Below are 17,340 nucleotides of genomic sequence, written 5' to 3'. Positions count from 1 at the left end.
GGGGTCATGTCGAGTTCCTTGGCCAGCTCCTCCGGGGTGGGCTCGCGGCCCAGGTCCTGGAGCATCTGCCGCTGCACGCGGGCCAGCTTGTTGATGACCTCGACCATGTGCACCGGGATGCGGATGGTGCGCGCCTGGTCGGCCATCGCGCGGGTGATCGCCTGCCGGATCCACCAGGTGGCGTACGTGGAGAACTTGTAGCCCTTGGTGTAGTCGAACTTCTCGACCGCGCGGATCAGGCCGAGGTTGCCCTCCTGGATGAGGTCCAGGAACAGCATGCCGCGGCCGGTGTAGCGCTTGGCCAGCGAGACCACCAGGCGGAGGTTGGCCTCCAGGAGGTGGTTCTTGGCGCGGCGGCCGTCCTCGGCGATCCACTCGAAGTCTTCGAGGTCCTCCTGGGACATGGTGGACGCGGACGCGGCGAGGCGCTCCTCGGCGAAGAGGCCGGCCTCGATGCGCTTGGCGAGCTCCACCTCCTGCTCGGCGTTGAGCAGCGGGACCTTGCCGATCTGCTTGAGGTAGTCCTTCACCGGGTCGGCGGTGGCGCCGGCGGCGGCGATCTGCTGGGCGGGCGCGTCCTCGTCGTCGTCGCCGAGGGTGAAGCCCTCCTCCTCGGCCGGGGCGGCTCCCTCGGCGCCCGCCTTGGCGGCGGTCTTGGCGGCGGCGGGGGCGACCGGGGCGGCCTCCTCCTCGTCGGCCTCGGGCTCCTCGACCTCGACGGCCGCGTCGACCTCCAGCTCGACGTCGAGGTCGGCCAGGTCGGCGTCGAGGTCGACGTCGACCTCGTCGTCGACCTCCGGCTCGTCGCCCTTCTTGGCCGGGGCGGCCTTCGCGGGCGCGGCCTTGGCCGGCGCCCCCTTGGCGGCGGCGGCCTTCTTGGCGGGCGCCGCCTTCTTCGACTTGGCGCCCTTCGCGCCCTTGGCCGGCGCGGCCTTGCGGGCGGCGGGCCTGGCGGCGGCCGGGCGCGGCTCGGCGGCGGCCTCCTCCGGCGCGTCGTCGCCGACGACGGCGGTCACCGTGTCGGGTTGCTCCTTGGCGGCGGCCGCGGTCTTCGGCCTGCGCGCCGCCGGCGTCGCGCGCTTGCGCGGACGCTTGGGCGCCGCGGAGTCGGCAGCGCTCACCATGACGGTCACACCCTCCTTGCTGAGGCTCCGCAGAATGCTGGAGGCCTTCGACACGGGGATGTCGGCCTCCTCGAACGTACGGCGTACGTCGTCGGCTTCGAGGTAACCCTGGGACCGTCCACGCTCGATCAGCTGCGCGATGACGTGATCGTGCAGATCCGACGCTTTCGAGGTCGAGCTAGCAGGCGACACAAATACCTCTCGAACGAACGTGTGGCTTGGTTGACCCAAGTGCCCTGACGGGCCCGGCCTCACACTGGGTGGGACCACACACGGAGCGGACCACCGGTGCGGGACGGCAGCGTACCCGCTCTGTCTGGGTCAAGCATTCTGGCACTGCTGCGCATTCCGCCCTGAAGTCCTACCCGGTAACTCTCCACCTTAGAGGGCGCGGGACGGTCCTTCGAACGTGCTGCTCCGTCTCCACGCGTCTCAGGCGGGGCTTCACGCGGGCTCGGGCGGGACGTGCAGGGCGAGCACGGTCACATCGTCCACCTGCTCGTATCCGGCAAGCATCCGATCGACCAGGAAGTCGACGAGTCTCTCGGGATCTCCTACCACTTCAGGTGGGGCGTCCTCGGCCACGGCGACAAGCTCCTCCAGCCCGGCGTCCACCCCACGCCTACGGTTCTCCACAAGTCCATCGGAATAGAAGACCACAGTGTTGCCGGTTTCGATGGAAAAACTTGTCTGCTGCCTCTGGCTGGGCCAGCCGAGCGGTGTTCCCGGCTCCCGCGTGCTGACGCGCGCGGGCGTGTCGGGCGAGATCAGCAGGGGCGGCGGGTGCCCCGCGTTGCTGAACTCCCCGTGCCCGGTCTCGGGGTCGATGACCGCGTACGCGACCGTGGTGAACTGCTCCTCGTCCTCGGTGGCGCTGAACAGCCGGTCGAGGCCGGCCAGGACCGCGGCGGGGCGCGGGTCGTTCAGCGCGAGCGCGCGCAGGGCGTTGCGGACGCGGCCCATTCCGGCCGCGGCGAGCACGCCCTTGCCCATCACGTCGCCGACGGCGACGGCGAGCCGGTCGTCCGGGAGGCGGAACACGTCGTACCAGTCCCCGCCGACCTGGACGTGCCGGGTGGCGGGGTTGTAGCGGGCGGCCAGCACCATGCCCGGCAGCTGCGGTAGGTCGCTGGGCAGGAGGCTGCGCTGGAGCTCCTCGGCGGTGCGGTGCTCGCGCTCGAACAGCAGCGCCCGCTCGACGGCCAGCGCGCACTGCCCGGCCAGCGCCTCCAGGAAGACCCGCTCCTCCTCGGTGATCTCCCTGGGCCGGGTGAACGAGAAGCGCAGCGCGCCGATCGGGGCGCCGGCCGCGAGCAGCGGCAGGCCCACCCAGGCCCGCTCCTCGGTGTGCTGGGCGAACAGGTCGCGCTCGCCGTGGCCGAGCTGCAGGCGCAGGCTGTCGGGATGCTCGGCCAGGAACGGCCGGCTCTCGCGCACCGCCACCGACATCACGGTCTGGTCGCTGACCTTGATGTCGTCGCGGGAGGCGGGGCTGGTCTCGCCCTCCGCCTGGGACGGCGCCACGATGCTGAGGCGCAGCTTGTCGTCGTCCAGCAGCGCCACGGCCGAGTAGTCGGCGCCGATGGCGGACCGCCCGACCTCGGTGATGACCTGGACGACCTGGGACACGGTCAGCGCCTCGGCGAGCATCGACGTGGCCTGCTGGAGGCGGGCGGTGCGCAGCGCCGCCGCGGACAGCTGCTCGGTCAGCCGGCCGCGCATCTCCTCGGCCTCGCGCTGGCCGGTGACGTCGGTGTTGGCGCCGACCCACTCGATCACCGTGTCGCCCTGCCAGATCGGCACGGCCCGGACGTCGAAGTGCCGGTAGGTGCCGCTCTTGGTGCGGATGCGGTAGTTGGTCTCGAAGACCCGGTTCTCCGCGACGCACTCGCGCCAGGCGGCCTCGATGCGCGGCCGGTCCTCGGGGTGCACCACCGACAGCCAGCCGCCGACCGCGTAGTCGTCGGGCGTCTGCCCGGTGATCGCGCGCCACTCGGGCGCGTCGTCGATCACGCCGCCGGCCGGCGCGGCGACCCACACCACCTGGGCGCTGGCCTCCACGAGCGAGCGGTAGCGCTGCTCCTTGCGGCGGATGACCTCCTCGGCGCGGCGGCGCTCGGTCACGTCCAGGGCGGTCAGGACGACGCCGAGGTGCTCGCCGTCGCCGTTCCTGGCGGGCAGCCAGGTGCAGGACAGGATGCGCTCCTCGACGGCCGTGGCGACGCCCGCGGCGTCCTCGGACGCCCCGCCGGGATCCGCGGCCGGGACGACGAGATCGGGGTCGCTGACCGGGCGGTCCTCGTCGATCACCGTCCGCAGCGCCGTCTCGAACGCCGCCGCGAGCGGCTCGGGCAGCGCCTCGGACGGCCTGCGCTGCTGCAGGTCGCGCACGGGCACGCCCAGCAGCGCGGCGAGCGCGTCGTTGGCCCGGCGGCAGCGCAGCTCGCGGTCGAAGAACGCGAGGCCGCCGGGGGCCTCCTTCAGCAAGGTCGCGTACAGTGCGGCGTCGGACGCATCCATGGGCTGCCCCTCCACCCCTGAGACGCGGGGATGCGGGACGGACGTCTCGGTGCTCATGGACAACACCTCCGCCCCAGAGGGTCCCGTACCGCGCGGCAAGTCTTCATCACTATGAGTGAATGGGAGCAGGCTAGCGCTCCCGCCTCCATCACAACACCGGTCGGAGTCAGGTATTCATCATCCCGATGGTTCGCCGTGTACGGAACCCCTGCTGAACATCCTTGTCCCTTCGGTCCCGGACGAACGCGTCGGATTCGGACGCCATCGCAGGGGGACGCCGAGGCGGCCCGCCCGGACGGCGAAAAGGAGATGTTACGGCCCTCGGGCGTCACGGCGCGTCAACTTCCGCCCCCGGGTGTGTCTCCGCCCGCCGTCCACCCGGCGGCCCTCCGGCCCGCGGCCTGCTACTTGGCGGCCTTGGCCGCGGCCTTCTGCTCCTGCTTGAAGGCCCTCACCTTGGCCAGCGACTCAGGGCCGGTGATGTCGGCGACGGAACGGTACGAGCCTTCCTCTCCGTAGACTCCGGCCGCTTCGCGCCACCCCTCCGGCCGGACGCCGTACTGCTTGCCCAGCAGCGCCAGGAAGATCTGCGCCTTCTGCTTCCCGAAGCCGGGGAGGCCGTTGAGGCGCTTGAACAGCTCCTTGCCGCTGTCGACGCCCTTCCACACCTTCTCGGCGTCCCCGTCGTAGTTCTCCACGAGGTACCGGCACAGCTGCTGGACGCGCTTGGCCATCGACCCGGGGTAGCGGTGGACGGCGGGCTTCTCCGACAGCAGCGCCGCGAACCGGTCCGGGTCGCACGCGGCGATCTCGTGCGCGTCCAGGTCGTCGGCGCCGAGCCGCTGCGCGATGGTGTAGGGGCCGGAGAAGGCCCATTCCATCGGGATCTGCTGGTCGAGCAGCATGCCCACCAGGGCGGCCAGCGGGCTGCGTCCGAGCAGCTCGTCGGCTTCCGGGCGCTGTGCGAGGTGAACCTTCGTGGCCATGCGGCCAGCTTAGGGCGGGGCCGAGATCTGTCAGAAGTCTTACGTGTCCCGCCGGACCCTGGCGCGGGGCGGCCCGCGGTGCTCGAATGAAGACGTGAACGAGGAGGAGCGAACGAAGGGCGCTCCCGTGGGGCGGCGGGTGGTGCTCGGGATGCTCGGCCTCGGCGTCGCGGGGGTCGCCGTCGGAGCGTCCGTCCAGGACAAGGTGAGCCGGACCCTGGCGCCGGTAGGACCGATCGGGGACGTCCTACCTGCGGCCGGCGGGTTCCGCTACTACTCCGTGACCGGCAGTGTGAAGCGGCACAGCGCGGCGACCCACCGCGTGACCGTCGGCGGCCTCGTCGAGCGGCCGCAGGCGTTCCGGCTGGCCGATCTGGCGCGGCTGCCCCAGACCGTCCTGGACCGCGACTTCCAGTGCGTGACCGGCTGGCGCGTCCCGGACGTGCACTGGGTCGGGGTGGCCCTGCCCGACCTGCTGGACGCGGTCGGCGTGTCGCCGCAGGCCCGCGCCGTGCGGTTCACGTCGTTCGACGGCGTCTACACCGAGTCGCTGACGCTGGAGCAGGCGCGCCGCAGGGACGTCCTGGTGGCCACCCAGATGGACGGGAAACCGGTCTCGCACGACCACGGCGGGCCGACACGGCTCTACGTGGCGCCCATGTACGGCTACAAGTCGCTGAAGTGGCTCGGCGGAATCGAGCTCACCGACAAGGAGGAGCCCGGCTACTGGGAGAACCTCGGGTACGACGTGGACGCCTGGGTGGGGCGGTCGAACGGGCGCAACGATGCCCCCACATGACACGCCCTCACACGACACACCCCCACATGACACGCGGCGGCGCGGCGCTCACGGACCGGGGGCACCGCGCCTGCTGGTGCGCTTCACGCGCGCTGAGCGGTCCATCCATCACGCGACCGCACTGCTGATGCTCGCCTGCCTGCTGACCGCCGCGCTGCTCTACCTCCCGATGCTGTCGACGCTGGTGGGCCACAGGGAGACGGTCAAGACCGTCCACGTGTGGTGCGGGTTCGCGTTGCCGGCGCCGATCGTGCTGGGCCTGCTGTCCCGTGCGTTCAGGGCCGACCTCTCGCGGCTCAACCGGTTCCACCCGCACGACTGGGAATGGCTCAAACGCAGCGACCGGAGGGCCGTCCGGGGCGGGCGCGGGATCCTGCCGGTGGGCAAGTTCAACGCCGGGCAGAAGCTCAACGCGGCGTTCACGGCGGGCGCCATCCTGGTCATGCTCGGCACCGGCGAGATCATGACGTTCCCGGACCCGTGGGGCGACCGGTGGCGGACGGGCGCCACGTTCGTCCACGACTGGCTCTTCCTCCTCATCGCCGTGGTGGCGGCCGGACACCTGTGGGAGGCGCTGCGGGACCGCGACGCGCTCGGCGGGATGCTCACGGGACGGGTCGACCGAGGCTGGGCGGCGCGTCACCACGCCGCCTGGGCCGACGCCGAACCGGCGGAAGATCGGCCGGAGGAGCGTCCGGGGGAGGCCGGTCCGGAATTTGCCAAACGACGACCCGGCACGTCTTGACTCTCCCGGCAGAAACGCTGGAATGGGACATCGAGGCGGGGATTGCACGGAAGCTCCCGCCAGGGGAGGTCCGTGCCCTGCTCCGCCTCGGCCGGCGGCGTCCCCGCCCGCCGGAACCCCGTGCGCGGAGGTGTGCGCGATATGCCTGCACTGGCCGATCACCGAAGCGAGACGCGCGAGGCACTCGAACGACGGCTCTGCGCGGAGTTCGCTTCCTTCCCCTCGGGCGCGGTCCGGCAGTGCGTGGCCGACGTCCAGGCGTGCATGGCCCATCTCGGGCTGGAGGCGACGCCCGCGAGGGTCGAGCGGATGGCGCGCGAGCATCTGACCGGAGTCCTCAAATCGGAGCCGCCGTCCGGGCGGGCCTCCGGCGGAGGGGTGGACGGCTGAGCGATCGGCCGATAGAGGGCGCCGCACCCGGCCGTGTCCCGGTTCGGCCGTGTCCGGGACATCGTCCGCGCGGGATCTGAGAGGCTAGAAGGGTGAGTCCCCGCAGCCGCAGCCGCTCCTCCGGGGACCCTGCCCGGGACGGATCCTCCCCCCCGGCCGAGGTCTCGGCGATTTTCGACGGCATGCTCCAGCACGCCCGCGAACTCCTCGCCGTGCGCAGCCCCCTGGACGCGGAACTGATCGTCAGCGAGATCCTCGGCTCCTGGTGGGGCCGGCGGGTGCCGGGCGGCGACGTCGAGGAGGTCATCGGCGAGGCCCTGGTCGACTACGCCGCGGACGCCGGGACGCCCGCCGCCCTCGCGCTGCTCACCGGGATGGCCTACATGGGCACGCCCCGGCAGGCGGCCAAGGCCGAGCGCGCCGCGCTCGAGCTCATGGCCGGCGGCGTCGCCCGGCCGGGCTGGGCCGACCGGGTGGGGATGGTCGAGCCGGAGGGCTGCTTCGTCTCCAGGGACGTCTTCGGCGACCAGGACTCGATCGTCTGCACTTACACCTACGGCGGCGCCGAGCGGCACGCGCTGGTCATCGTGGTCGACCGCACCAAGGCCGGGGCAGTCCGGCCGGCCGCCGACCCGTCCGGCCCGGACGCGCCCGAGGGCCCTCCGCCGGCGAGCGGGATGGTCAGGGACGCGTGGGTCTCCTCCCGGGTCGACAGGCTCCTCGACCAGTGCCGCCGGGAGGGCCGCGAGAACCCCCTGATGCGGTTCGAGGAACTCGACCCGCGCGACACCGGGGCGCTCCTGCGCAGCGCCCTCGATCTCACCGACGAGCTCGACGACCCGCCGGTGCACGAGAACTTCGGCTCATACCACGCGTTCGTCCGCGCGCGCGTGGACATCCTCCCCCCGGGCGGGAAGACGCCGCAGCCGCCGGTGTACGGGCGCGACAGGCGGGCGACGATCGCGGCCCGCTTCCTCGCCTCCGACGAGGCGGAGGGCCTCTCCGACCGCTCCGCGGCGAGCCGGTGCGTGGACCGGATCATCGACTACGGCTGCACGCACGACTTCGGCCGCCCGCTGCGGGTGTCCCCGGTCAAGTGCGAGATGTTCCTCCTCGACTGGCTGCCGAGGAAGGTCCTGCTCTCCCCGACGGAACAGGAGGCCGTCCCGCACGTGCTGGCCGCGTGGGTCCGGTGGGCGGGCGCGCGCACCGGCCTCCCGGAGGAGGGCATCAGGGCGACGCTGGACGCCCTGTGGGACGCGACGGCGAAGTTCGCCGACGCCTACCGCGACCCGGCCGCCTTCGGCCTCGACCGCGACCTGGTCGGCCGGCTGCTGCCCGACGGCGACCTGGAGGCGCTCCCCCGGCGGGCGTTCGCGCTGCCCTTCCTGTCGGGCACCCACCGGCGGTCGGGGCGGCACGGGTTCGTCAACCTGTCGAAGCTCGATCCGTCCGATCCCGGCGACCGCCGCGTGATCCTGGAGTTCGAGCACCCGGGCGCCGACGAGGCGCATCTCGACGCGCACGAACGCCTGGCGGAGATGCTGTGGGACGGCCGACCCCCGCAGCTGTGGACGACCGCCCAGGCGCTGCTCGACGTGGGCTACGAACGCCACCAGATCCTGCACAAACTCATCGACGTCCTGGACCGCTCGGAGGGCGACCCGGAGGCCCTCCGCGAAGCCCTGAGTGTGCTTCGTCACGAACCCCCGCCCGAGTGAACTCCCGGTTTGCGCGCGGCGTCCCCTGCGACAATCATCGGGATCCGGGCATGGTCTCGCTGGGTCCCGGGGCCCGGGGCCGGCCCCCGGTCGTAGGGAGTGATCTTGTTGGAGTGGTCCGAGTTCGCCCGGCGGCTGGGACGTGAGCTGGCGGGGCTCGAGCGCGACACGATCCTCATCGTGCGCGAGCGCGAGGAGAGCCGTCACTACGTCCAGGCCATGCGCGAGCCCGACCGGCTCTACGCCGAGGCCGTGAGCAACAACTTCCTCGACGGGCCGCTGCTGCTCACGGTGGCGGACGAGGAGGTCATGAGCGACGCGGGCTGGCGCCCGCCCGCCGACCCCGCGCCGCGCAACTGGTGGACGGAGCTGCCCGGGGCGGGCACCCCCGGCGGGATGCTGAGCGTGACGGACGGCGACTACTCGCGGCTGGCCGACGTGATGGTCACGGCCCTGCGGGACGTCCAGGGCGTCCGGCGCCCGTCCGACCTCGTGTACGAGTCGTTCCACCGGCACGGGACCGGCCTCATCGAGCTCCCCGACTTCGGCATCGACGTCGCCGACCCGTCCCGCGTGACCAGGCGGCGGGCGACGGCGGGCGGCGCCCTCCCGGGCGCGCCGGACCCGCTGGCGGCGGACCCGCTGGCGGCGGGCACTCCCCCGGCGGGGACCCCGATGCCGCTGCCGACGGACGGCGTGCCGGGCGCGGACGCCGAGCTCCTCGAACCCCGGCTGGCGGAGGCCAAGGCGAACGGCGACAACACCACCTACTTCCGGCTGCTGGCGGGCGCCGACCTGGTGCTCCCGGCGACCGCCTCCGCCGTCGAGGACCCCGACCGCGCCGAGTTCCCCACCATCGCTATCGGCGGCGACACCTACGTCACGGTGTTCACCTCGCCGGGCGCGCTGGCGCGCACGGGCGACCGGCATCCCGGCCTGTACCGGCGCACGTCCTTCGCCCGGCTGGCGTCCGGTTGGCCCGACCCCGCGTGGCGGGTGGCGATCAACTGGGGGCTGCCCAGCGAGGTGCTGCTCGACTCGTCCGTCCTCGGGCGGCTGACCGGCGTCCAGGACGCGCCGCCCGCCGCCGCGCTCGACGCCCCCAACCCGTACGGGACGGTCGACCCCCACGCGCTCTCGGGGCCGAACCCGGTCGCCGGGGGGCCGACCTCCGGCCTGAACGGTTCCGCCCCGGGCGCCGACGCACCCGGCGACGATTCGCACACGGCGATCGACCCGTACACGGCGGCCGACCTGAAGGCGGCCCTGGAGCGCGGCGGCCCCGAGCCGGAGGCGCGCGAACCGGCGCCGGCCGCGGCACCGCCCCTGGGCGCCCCGCCGGACAAGCCGCCGCGCGGAGCGCCGGACCGGGCACCGGACGGACCGCCGCCGGACGGACCGCAGGACGGCCCGCCGCCGGACCGGGCGCCGGACCGGGCACCGGACGGGGGCGCGCCGGAGGGGGCGCCCGCGCCGCGGCCGAGGCCCGCCGGTGTGCCGATGAGGCCGCCGCACGGCACCCGCCTCTGGCGGTCGGCCGGCGACGGCGACGAGACGCCGCTCGCGGTGTACGACGCCATCGGCGGGGTCTGGACCCAGGTGCGGACCGACGCCGTCCCGGCTCCCCGGACCGACTGACGCGGCGTTCGGCTACTGTCTAGTACAGGACGGACGTGGAAGTGGACCCGAGTGGACTGGAACGACTTCGCCAAACGGCTGACGCTGGAGCTGTCCCGGCTTCCGGTCACGTCGTTCCTCATCGTGCAGGGGCCGAGCGGGCTGCCGTACGCCCAGGCCATGAGGTCGGAGGGCGTGCTGGACGCCGAGGCCGTCGGCAGCGCGTTCCTGCCCCGCCCGCTGGCGCCCCGGCAGGAGCGGCGGCTCCGCGCGCTCGGCTGGGAGCCGCCGGACGAGGAGGAGCGCAAGAACTGGTGGGACCGGTTCACCTGGCGTGACCGCGGCGGCCGCGCCTCCGCCGAGCACCTGGAGGCGTGCGCGATGCTCGCCGGGCAGATGGTCGGCGCCTTCCGCGACGTGTACGGGATCGAGTCGCCGCTCGAACTGGTCTACCAGGCGAGCAAGGCGGGCCCGGACGGCGGGCCGCTGGCGCTGCCCGGCCTCGGCATCCCGCTGGCCGTGCCCGAGGACGAGCGCCGCTCCGCCGCGTCCTCCGCGCGCGCCTCCCGGCCCTCCGGCTCCGCCCTGGAGACCGCCCTCACCGACGCCCGGGAGCGCGGCGACCAGCAGGGCTACCTGGAGCTCCTGGCGCGCGCGGTCCTTTACCTGCCCTCGCCGGGAGAGCCCGGGGAGGCGGGGCGCCAGTTCGCCACTGCGCAGTTCGGGGACGGCACGTTCGTCCTGGCGTTCACCTCGCCGGAGGCGATGGACCGCTCCCTGCAGGGCCAGGCCGTCCACCACCGCGAGGCGACGCTGGCGGAGCTGGCCCGGCGCTGGCCGCATCCCGAGTGGCAGCTCGCGGTCAACCCGGGGCTGCCCAGCGCCTCGTACCTGGACGCCAAGGCGCTCCTGGAGCCGGAGGAGCCGCGCAAGCCCGTGCCTCCGGTGCCGACGGACGTCCACGTGGCGGGCCCGTCGTCCCGCCGCCCGTCACGCACGCGGACCCGCGGCGTCAAGCCGCCCCGCAGCGGCTCCGGCGCCCGCCGGCAGGCGCCCAGGCCGGTGCAGAGCCCCGAATCGGCGCGGAGCCGACCGGAGCCGTCCCCGGCCGCTTCCGCGCCGCCACAGGCGCCCACAGACCCGCGCGACGACTCCGGCGCGCTGCGCCCGCCCGACCGCCGACCGCAGCCCCCGGCCCCGACCGACCGGCCCGCCGAGCGACCGGCCGAGCGACCGGCCGAGCGGCCGGCCGAGCGGCCGGCCGAGCGCGCCCCCGAGCGACCGGCCGAACCGGCCCGGCCGCCCGCGCCCCAGTCTCCCGCGGCGCCGGCCGCGCATCCGGCGGTGCCCGCCCCGCGGCCGCAGGCGCCCGCCGCGCGGCGCCCCGCCGAGCAGCCCGTCGCGGCCACCCGGCCGCAGACCGCCGTGCCGCCGCGCCCGGCGCCCGCCCCGCGGCGCCCCCCGGCTCCCGCGCCGCGCAGGCCCGAGACCCCGGCGTCCCGGGAGACGCCGAGCGACCCGCACGGCCTGCCCGTCGCGCCGCTCTACGGCCAGGGCGGCAGGGACCAAGGCGGCAGGGACCAAGGCGGCAGGGACCGGGGCGGCCGGCGGCCGGGCGACGGGGAGCGGGGCGGCGGCGAGAGCGTCCCCGCCGCCGCGCAGCCGGGCGACCTCGGGTCGGCGGACGCCGCCCGCGACGGCGCGTCCGAGGTCGTGATGATGCAGAAGGTGGTGCGGCCCGAGCACGTCCAGCACTACCTGGAGGGCGGGTACGACCTGGTCGCCGGTTACGTGCACCGCCTGCAGGACGTCCGGGAGATCAGGTCCCCCTCGGCGATGATCCGGGCGCTCGGGCTCGTGTACGAGGGGTCGCCCTTCTCGCACGCGGACGAGCAGCTCTTCCTGATCCGCTGGCCGGCGGTGAAGCCGGCGCTGTTCCGCCGCCCGCTGGGCGGGATCGACGAGTGGAGCATGGGGATCATCCCGGGCGGCTGGGTGATCGAGCGGGCGCCGTTCCCCGGGTCGGGGTACGCGCCGGGCGACGGCCCCGCCATCCCGGAGTTCAAGATCGAGAGCCAGCGCCTCCCGCACGGCGCCGAGATGTACCGGCTCGACGCGCGCGGCGCGCAGACCCTCGTCGCCGGGTACGACGCCGACCTGCGCAGGTGGCTGGTGAAACTGCCGGGAGGGCGCTGATGGGCATCCGGCACGGCTTCTACGCGGACTGGCGCGGCGCCGAGTACGAGGCGAGCCCCGACGGCGACCGCGTGCGGCTGTACTCCCGGCGGCACGCCGACGGGTTCCGGCAGGTGTCGCCCGACCGCTACGTCCAGGTGGTGCCCCGGTCGGAGGTCGACGGCGTGCGGTACGTGACCACGCACTGCACCTGGCGCGGCGAGCCGTTCGTCGTGCTGGGCGAGCACGACGGCTGGCTGCGCGTGGAGTACTGCGGCGGGAAGGCACCGGTCGCGGAGCGGCTCGGGCTGGAGCTGTTCGACCGCGGCGTCTACCAGGCGTGGGCCTCCAGGCACGAGGTCGAAGACCTGCGCGAAGAGGCCGTCTGAGACGGTGAGCGGGGAGGTCCCGACCATGATGGTCATCGACGTCAACGCCGACCTCGGCGAGGGGTACGGCATCTGGCAGCTGGGCGACGACCTGGCGCTGCTCGACGTGGTCACGAGCGCGAACGTGGCGTGCGGCTTCCACGCGGGCGACCCGCTGATCATGCGGCGGGTGTGCGCGGCGGCCGTGGAGCGCGGGGTGGCCATCGGCGCGCAGGTGTCGTACCGGGACCTGGCCGGTTTCGGCCGCCGGGAGATGGACGTGGCCGCGCCCGAGCTGACCGCCGAGATCCTCTACCAGCTCGCGGCCCTGGACGGCATCGCGCGCGCGGAGGGCGGGCGCGTCGCCTACGTCAAGCCGCACGGCGCGCTCTACAACCGGGTGAGCCGCGATCCCGTCCAGGCGCAGGCGGTGGTCGAGGCGGTACGGGCCTACGACCCGTCGCTGCCGCTGCTGACCCTTCCGGGCTCCGTGGTGCACGACGTCGCCGACGGGCTGACCGTCGTCGCGGAATGCTTCGCCGACCGCGCCTACACGCCGGCCGGCGCGCTCGTGTCCCGGCGCGAGCCGGGCGCGGTCATCCAGGACCGGGAGGCCGTCATCCAGCGCGCGATCAAGATGGCCGTGGAGGGGACCGTGGTCGCGGTCGACGGCAGCGAGGTCGCGCTCAAGGCGCGGTCCATCTGCGTGCACGGCGACACGCCGGGCGCGGTGGCGCTGGCCCAGTCCGTCCGGTCGGCGCTGGCCGAGGCGGGCGTCGCGCTGGAGTCGTTCGCGTGAGAGTCCTGCGGGCCGGTGACGCGGCCCTGCTCGTGGAGACGGGCGACCTCGCCACGTCGCACCGCCTCAACGCCGCGCTGCGCGACGACCCGCTGCCGGGGGTGGTGGACGTCGTGCCGGGCGAGCACACCGTCCTGGTGATCACCGACCCGTCGGCCGACCTCGGCGGCATCGCCGCGCGCCTGCCGCGGCTGCCGCTGCCGGACGACGCGGAGGCCGGCGCGGAGCCGGTGGAGATCCCGGTCGTCTACGACGGCGCCGACCTCGACGAGGTCGCCGAGCTGACCGGGCTGTCGCGGGAGGAGGTCGTCCGGCGGCACTGCGCGGGCGCGTACACGGTCGCCTACCTCGGCTTCTCCCCCGGCTTCGGGTACCTGACGGGCCTGGACCCGGCCCTGCACGTGGCGCGCCGCGCGTCGCCCCGCACCGCCGTCCCGGCGGGGTCGGTGGCGATCGCCGGGCCGTACGCGGCCGTCTACCCGTCCGGGTCGCCGGGCGGGTGGCGGCTGCTCGGGCGCAGCCCGCTGCGGCTGTGGGACGTCGCGCGCGACCCGCCGTGCCTGCTCCGGCCGGGCACCCGCGTCCGGTTCGTCCCGGAGGAGCGGCGTTGATCGAGGTCGTGCGGCCCGGGCCGCTGGCGACCGTGCAGGACCTCGGCCGGCCGGGCCGCGCCCATCTCGGCGTCCCGCGCTCCGGCGCCGCCGACGAGCGCGCGCTGCGCCTGGCGAACCGGCTCGTCGGGAACCCCGAGGGCGCGGCGGGCGTGGAGTTCACGTTCGGCGGCGCGGCGCTGCGGTTCCGCACCCGGGCCTGGGTCGCGGTCACCGGCGCGCCGGTGTCCGTCCGCGTCGCCGGCCGCGCCCACGGGCCGAACGCGCCGTGCTTCGTGCCCTGCGGCGCCCTGGTGGAGATCGGTACGCCTCCGTCCGGCCTCCGCAGCTATCTCGCCGTGCGGGGCGGGATCGCGGTCGAGGAGGTCCTCGGGAGCCGCTCGACCGATCTTCTGTCCGGGCTGGGCCCGGCTCCGCTGGCTCCGGGCGACCGCCTCCCGATCGGAGCGTGCGAGGGCCTGGCCGACATCGTCGTCGACGTCGCTCCCGCGCCGCCCCTGCCGGAGACTCCCGTGCTGCGCGTCCTGCCGGGTCCGCGTGACGACTGGTTCACCGAGGAGGCGCTGGCGACGCTCACGTCCGCGTTCTACGAGGTGTCGCCCGACAGCAACCGCGTGGGGGTCAGGCTGGACGGGCCTCCGCTCGTCCGCGCGCGCGGCGGCGAGCTGCGCAGCGAGGGGGTGGTCACCGGGTCGATCCAGGTGCCGCCCAGCGGGCTGCCGATCATCTTCCTGGCCGACCATCCGACGACGGGCGGCTACCCCGTGATCGCCGTGCTCGGCTCGGCTGCCGTCGCCGCCGCGGCACAGCTGCGTCCGGGACAGCGGCTCCGCTTCCGCCTCTAGGACGGCGGCCGGGCCGGCGGTCAGGTCAGCGGCGCCGGGACGGACCAGTCCAGGTGGGCCACGTCGTTGAAGCCGCGGACCGACGCCAGCTCGCCGAGCCGCACCAGCAGGGAGATCGACGCGTTGTCGGGGGCGAGGAACGCGAAGGGCCGGGCGCCGGTCGCGGCGGCGAGCGCCTGCGCGATCACCCCGCCGTGGGTGAACACCGCGATGCGGCCGCCCGCGTGCGCCGCGCCGAGCCGGGCGAGGCTCTCCTCGACGCGCGCGGCGAACTCCTCGGTGCGCTCCGCGCCGGGGATGACGTCCCAGCGCTCCTCCGCCCACATCCGCTGCGCGACCGGGTCGTTGTCGGCGACCTTCTTGCGGAACAGCCCGCCCTCCCACTCCCCGAGGTGGACCTCGCGCATGCCGGCCTCGACGCGCGGCTCCAGGCCGAGGCGGGCGGCCAGCGGCGCCGCCGTCTGCGCGGTGCGGCGCAGCGGCGTCACGTAGATGGCGTCGAGCTTCTCCTCGGCGAGGCGCTCGGCGACCCGCTCGGCCTGCTCGCGCCCCTCGGGGGCGAGATCGGGGTCGGCCTGGCCGTCCACGAGCGGGAACGGCCGGTCGGCCCGGGCCGGCGCCGAGGCGCCGTGCCTGATCAGGAGGATCTCGGTCGCGCCCTCCGGCGCCTTGTACCGCGTCTGCCGGTACTCGACCGGCTCGTCCCGCTCGTCCACGGACCGCACCCTAGACGACCGATCCGGCGCCGCGCCGGACGGGTCTCGCGTTGCGGCCTGAGGGCGACAGGCCGGGCGTGCGCCCGCGGCGGCCGGTCTCCTCGTGGACGCGGGGCTACGCCAGGCGGTGGGCGAGGTCGGCGAACGCGTCGCGCACGTCGGCGGCGGTGAGGAGCGTGAGGTCGTCGGCGGTGGCGCGTTCGCCGAGCTCGGCGGCGCGCAGCGCGCGGCACGCGCACGCCTTCTCGTACATGGAGCGGGCGAAGCGGCCGTTGCCGAACTCGTCGATGCGGCCCGTCCCGCAGACGCGCTGGAAGACGAGGGCGAGGTCGTCCAGGGCGTCGTCCTCCCAGCGGTCGCCGCCCTGCTCGGCGATGAGCTGGGCGATGCGGAGCAGCTCGTCCGGCCCGTAGGAGGGGAAGTCGACGCGCACGTCGAACCGGGAGGCGAGCCCCGGGTTGGACGCGAGGAACCGGTCCATGTCGGCCTCGTAGCCGGCGAGGACGACCACGAGCCGGTCGCGGTCGTCCTCGGCGCGCTTGAGCAGCGTCTGCACCGCCTCCGCGCCGAACGCGTCGCCGCCGGAGTAGCCCTGGTTGCTCAGCGCGTACGCCTCGTCCACGAACAGGACGCCGCCGAGGGCCGAGTCGACGACCTTGTTGGTCTTCAGCGCCGTCGCCCCGAGGTGCTCGCCGACGAGGTCGGCGCGCTGCGCCTCGACCACCTCGGGGCGGGCGAGGAGCCCCGCCGCGGCGAAGATGCGGCCGAGCACGCGCGCGACGGTGGTCTTGCCCGTCCCGGGCGGCCCGGTGAACACGAAGTGGCGGGTGGGCGGGCGGGTGACCAGGCCCTGCTCCTGCCGCATCCGGGCCACCTGGAGCTGCGCGGCGATCTCCCTGACCTGCCGCTTGACCGGCTCCAGGCCGATCATCTCGTCGAGCGAGCCGAGCGCCTCGTCCAGCGTCGGGGTCTCGGCGTAGCCGCGGTACCGCTCGGTGACCTCCGCGAACGCGGCCTCCACGTCCTCGGCGCGGAGGGTGACGAGGTCGTCGGCGCTGGGCGCGCCACGCCCGGACGCCGCGGCGGCGTCCACGACGCGGACGTCCCGCGCCCGCGCCGCCGCCTCGGTCAGGGTCCGCACGAACCGGCCGTTGCCCAGCTCGTCGACGATGCCGCGCCGCTCGACCTCCTCGAAGCGCGCGGCGAGCCGCCGCCGGGCCTCCGGGTCGAGCCGGTCCTCGCGCAGCCCGGTGTGGTAGTCGGCGATCCGCAGCAGTTCGGACGGGCGGTACGACGGGAAGTGCACGCGCGTGCCGAACCGGGAGGCGAGCCCGGGGTTGGAGTCGAGGAACTCGGCCATCTGCGCCTCGTAGCCGGCGAGGATGATGACCAGGTTGTCGCGGTCGTCCTCGGCGCGCTTGAGCAGCGTCTGGACGGCCTCGTCGCCGAAGCGGTCGGGCTGCCCCTCGGCGGAGTTGACCAGGCCGTACGCCTCGTCGATGAACAGGACGCCGCCGAGCGCGGAGTCCACGAGCCGGTTGGTCTTGAGGGCCGTCGCGCCGAGGAACTCCCCGACGAGGTCCGCGCGGTGCGCCTCGACCAGCGCCGGCTCCGGCAGCAGCCCGAACGCGTAGAAGATCTTCGCGAGGACGCGGGCGACGGTCGTCTTGCCCGTCCCCGAGGGGCCGACGAAGACGAAGTGCCGCATGGGCTTCTCGGTGGGCACGCCGGCGGCGGCGCGCATGTGCGCGGCCTCGATGGACGCGGCGATCGAGCGGACCTGCCGCTTCACCGGTTCCAGCCCGATCATGTTCTCCAGCTCGGCGAGCGCCTCGGCGACGGAGATGTCCGGCGCCGGGGCGGTGCGGCGCTCGGGCGGGGCCTGGCGCTCCGGGGCCGCCCCGGCCTCGGCGGCCCGCGCGGC

General features: G+C 74.6%; 15 protein-coding genes. 10 read left to right on the top strand and 5 right to left on the bottom strand.

Annotation, left to right across the window (positions count from 1 at the left end; genetic code table 11):
• The 3 genes from ACIWVC_RS30570 to ACIWVC_RS30560 form a co-directional block, all read right to left on the bottom strand.
• The coding region (locus tag ACIWVC_RS30570) for an RNA polymerase sigma factor (RefSeq protein WP_396454891.1) at positions 1-1,316 on the bottom strand (1,316 nt) is incomplete at its 3' end.
• Between the two features lie 252 nt (positions 1,317-1,568).
• A complete protein-coding gene (locus tag ACIWVC_RS30565) occupies positions 1,569-3,701 on the bottom strand; it encodes a SpoIIE family protein phosphatase (protein ID WP_396447040.1) in 2,133 nt (710 codons plus the stop codon).
• Between the two features lie 347 nt (positions 3,702-4,048).
• On the bottom strand, positions 4,049-4,630 hold the full coding sequence (locus ACIWVC_RS30560; RefSeq protein WP_396447039.1) for an HhH-GPD-type base excision DNA repair protein: 582 nt from the start codon (positions 4,628-4,630) through the stop codon (positions 4,049-4,051).
• 94 nt (positions 4,631-4,724) lie between these two features.
• Here ACIWVC_RS30560 and ACIWVC_RS30555 point away from each other — a divergent pair, with 94 nt between their 5' ends.
• The 10 genes from ACIWVC_RS30555 to ACIWVC_RS30510 all read left to right on the top strand — a co-directional run bounded on the left by ACIWVC_RS30555 (position 4,725) and on the right by ACIWVC_RS30510 (position 14,700).
• The gene (locus ACIWVC_RS30555; protein ID WP_396447038.1) at positions 4,725-5,429 is read left to right on the top strand and encodes a molybdopterin-dependent oxidoreductase; all 705 of its coding nucleotides are present in this window, start codon (positions 4,725-4,727) and stop codon (positions 5,427-5,429) included.
• A 76-nt stretch (positions 5,430-5,505) separates the two neighbouring features.
• A complete protein-coding gene (locus ACIWVC_RS30550; RefSeq protein WP_396447037.1) occupies positions 5,506-6,174 on the top strand; it encodes a cytochrome b/b6 domain-containing protein in 669 nt (222 codons plus the stop codon).
• A 141-nt stretch (positions 6,175-6,315) separates the two neighbouring features.
• Positions 6,316-6,564, top strand: coding sequence for a hypothetical protein (locus ACIWVC_RS30545; RefSeq protein ID WP_396447036.1), 249 nt, complete (start codon positions 6,316-6,318; stop codon positions 6,562-6,564).
• Positions 6,565-6,746: 182 nt separating this feature from the next.
• A complete protein-coding gene (locus tag ACIWVC_RS30540; RefSeq protein WP_396447035.1) occupies positions 6,747-8,285 on the top strand; it encodes a hypothetical protein in 1,539 nt (512 codons plus the stop codon).
• 105 nt (positions 8,286-8,390) lie between these two features.
• Positions 8,391-9,923: an SseB family protein gene (locus ACIWVC_RS30535; protein ID WP_396447034.1), complete on the top strand. Its 1,533-nt coding sequence runs from the start codon at positions 8,391-8,393 to the stop codon at positions 9,921-9,923.
• 51 nt (positions 9,924-9,974) lie between these two features.
• On the top strand, positions 9,975-12,098 hold the full coding sequence (locus ACIWVC_RS30530) for an SseB family protein (protein ID WP_396454890.1): 2,124 nt from the start codon (positions 9,975-9,977) through the stop codon (positions 12,096-12,098).
• The gene (locus ACIWVC_RS30525; protein WP_396449911.1) at positions 12,098-12,466 is read left to right on the top strand and encodes a hypothetical protein; all 369 of its coding nucleotides are present in this window, start codon (positions 12,098-12,100) and stop codon (positions 12,464-12,466) included. The genes ACIWVC_RS30530 and ACIWVC_RS30525 overlap by 1 nt, the downstream gene beginning before the upstream one ends.
• A gap of 28 nt (positions 12,467-12,494) precedes the next feature.
• Complete coding sequence (locus ACIWVC_RS30520) at positions 12,495-13,244, top strand: LamB/YcsF family protein (protein ID WP_396449938.1); 750 nt, start codon at positions 12,495-12,497, stop codon at positions 13,242-13,244.
• Complete coding sequence (gene pxpB / locus ACIWVC_RS30515) at positions 13,241-13,855, top strand: 5-oxoprolinase subunit PxpB (protein ID WP_396449912.1); 615 nt, start codon at positions 13,241-13,243, stop codon at positions 13,853-13,855. The genes ACIWVC_RS30520 and pxpB overlap by 4 nt, the downstream gene beginning before the upstream one ends.
• A complete protein-coding gene (locus ACIWVC_RS30510) occupies positions 13,852-14,700 on the top strand; it encodes a biotin-dependent carboxyltransferase family protein (RefSeq protein ID WP_396449913.1) in 849 nt (282 codons plus the stop codon). Before pxpB ends, ACIWVC_RS30510 begins: the two co-directional genes overlap by 4 nt.
• A gap of 20 nt (positions 14,701-14,720) precedes the next feature.
• Here ACIWVC_RS30510 and ACIWVC_RS30505 read toward each other — a convergent pair whose 3' ends face one another.
• Together ACIWVC_RS30505 and ACIWVC_RS30500 are read right to left on the bottom strand one after the other, a co-directional pair.
• Entirely contained in the window at positions 14,721-15,416 is a 696-nt protein-coding gene (locus ACIWVC_RS30505) for a histidine phosphatase family protein (protein ID WP_396449914.1), read from the bottom strand.
• 115 nt (positions 15,417-15,531) lie between these two features.
• Positions 15,532-17,340, bottom strand: a 1,809-nt coding sequence (locus ACIWVC_RS30500; RefSeq protein ID WP_396454889.1) for an AAA family ATPase, incomplete at its 5' end; no start/stop codon positions are given.

The sequence above is a fragment of the Actinomadura sp. genome, assembly GCF_044508335.1.
Taxonomy (GTDB): domain Bacteria; phylum Actinomycetota; class Actinomycetes; order Streptosporangiales; family Streptosporangiaceae; genus Spirillospora.
The sequence above is the reverse complement of the archived record's forward strand: the minus strand, read 5'-3'. Positions and strand labels throughout refer to the sequence as shown.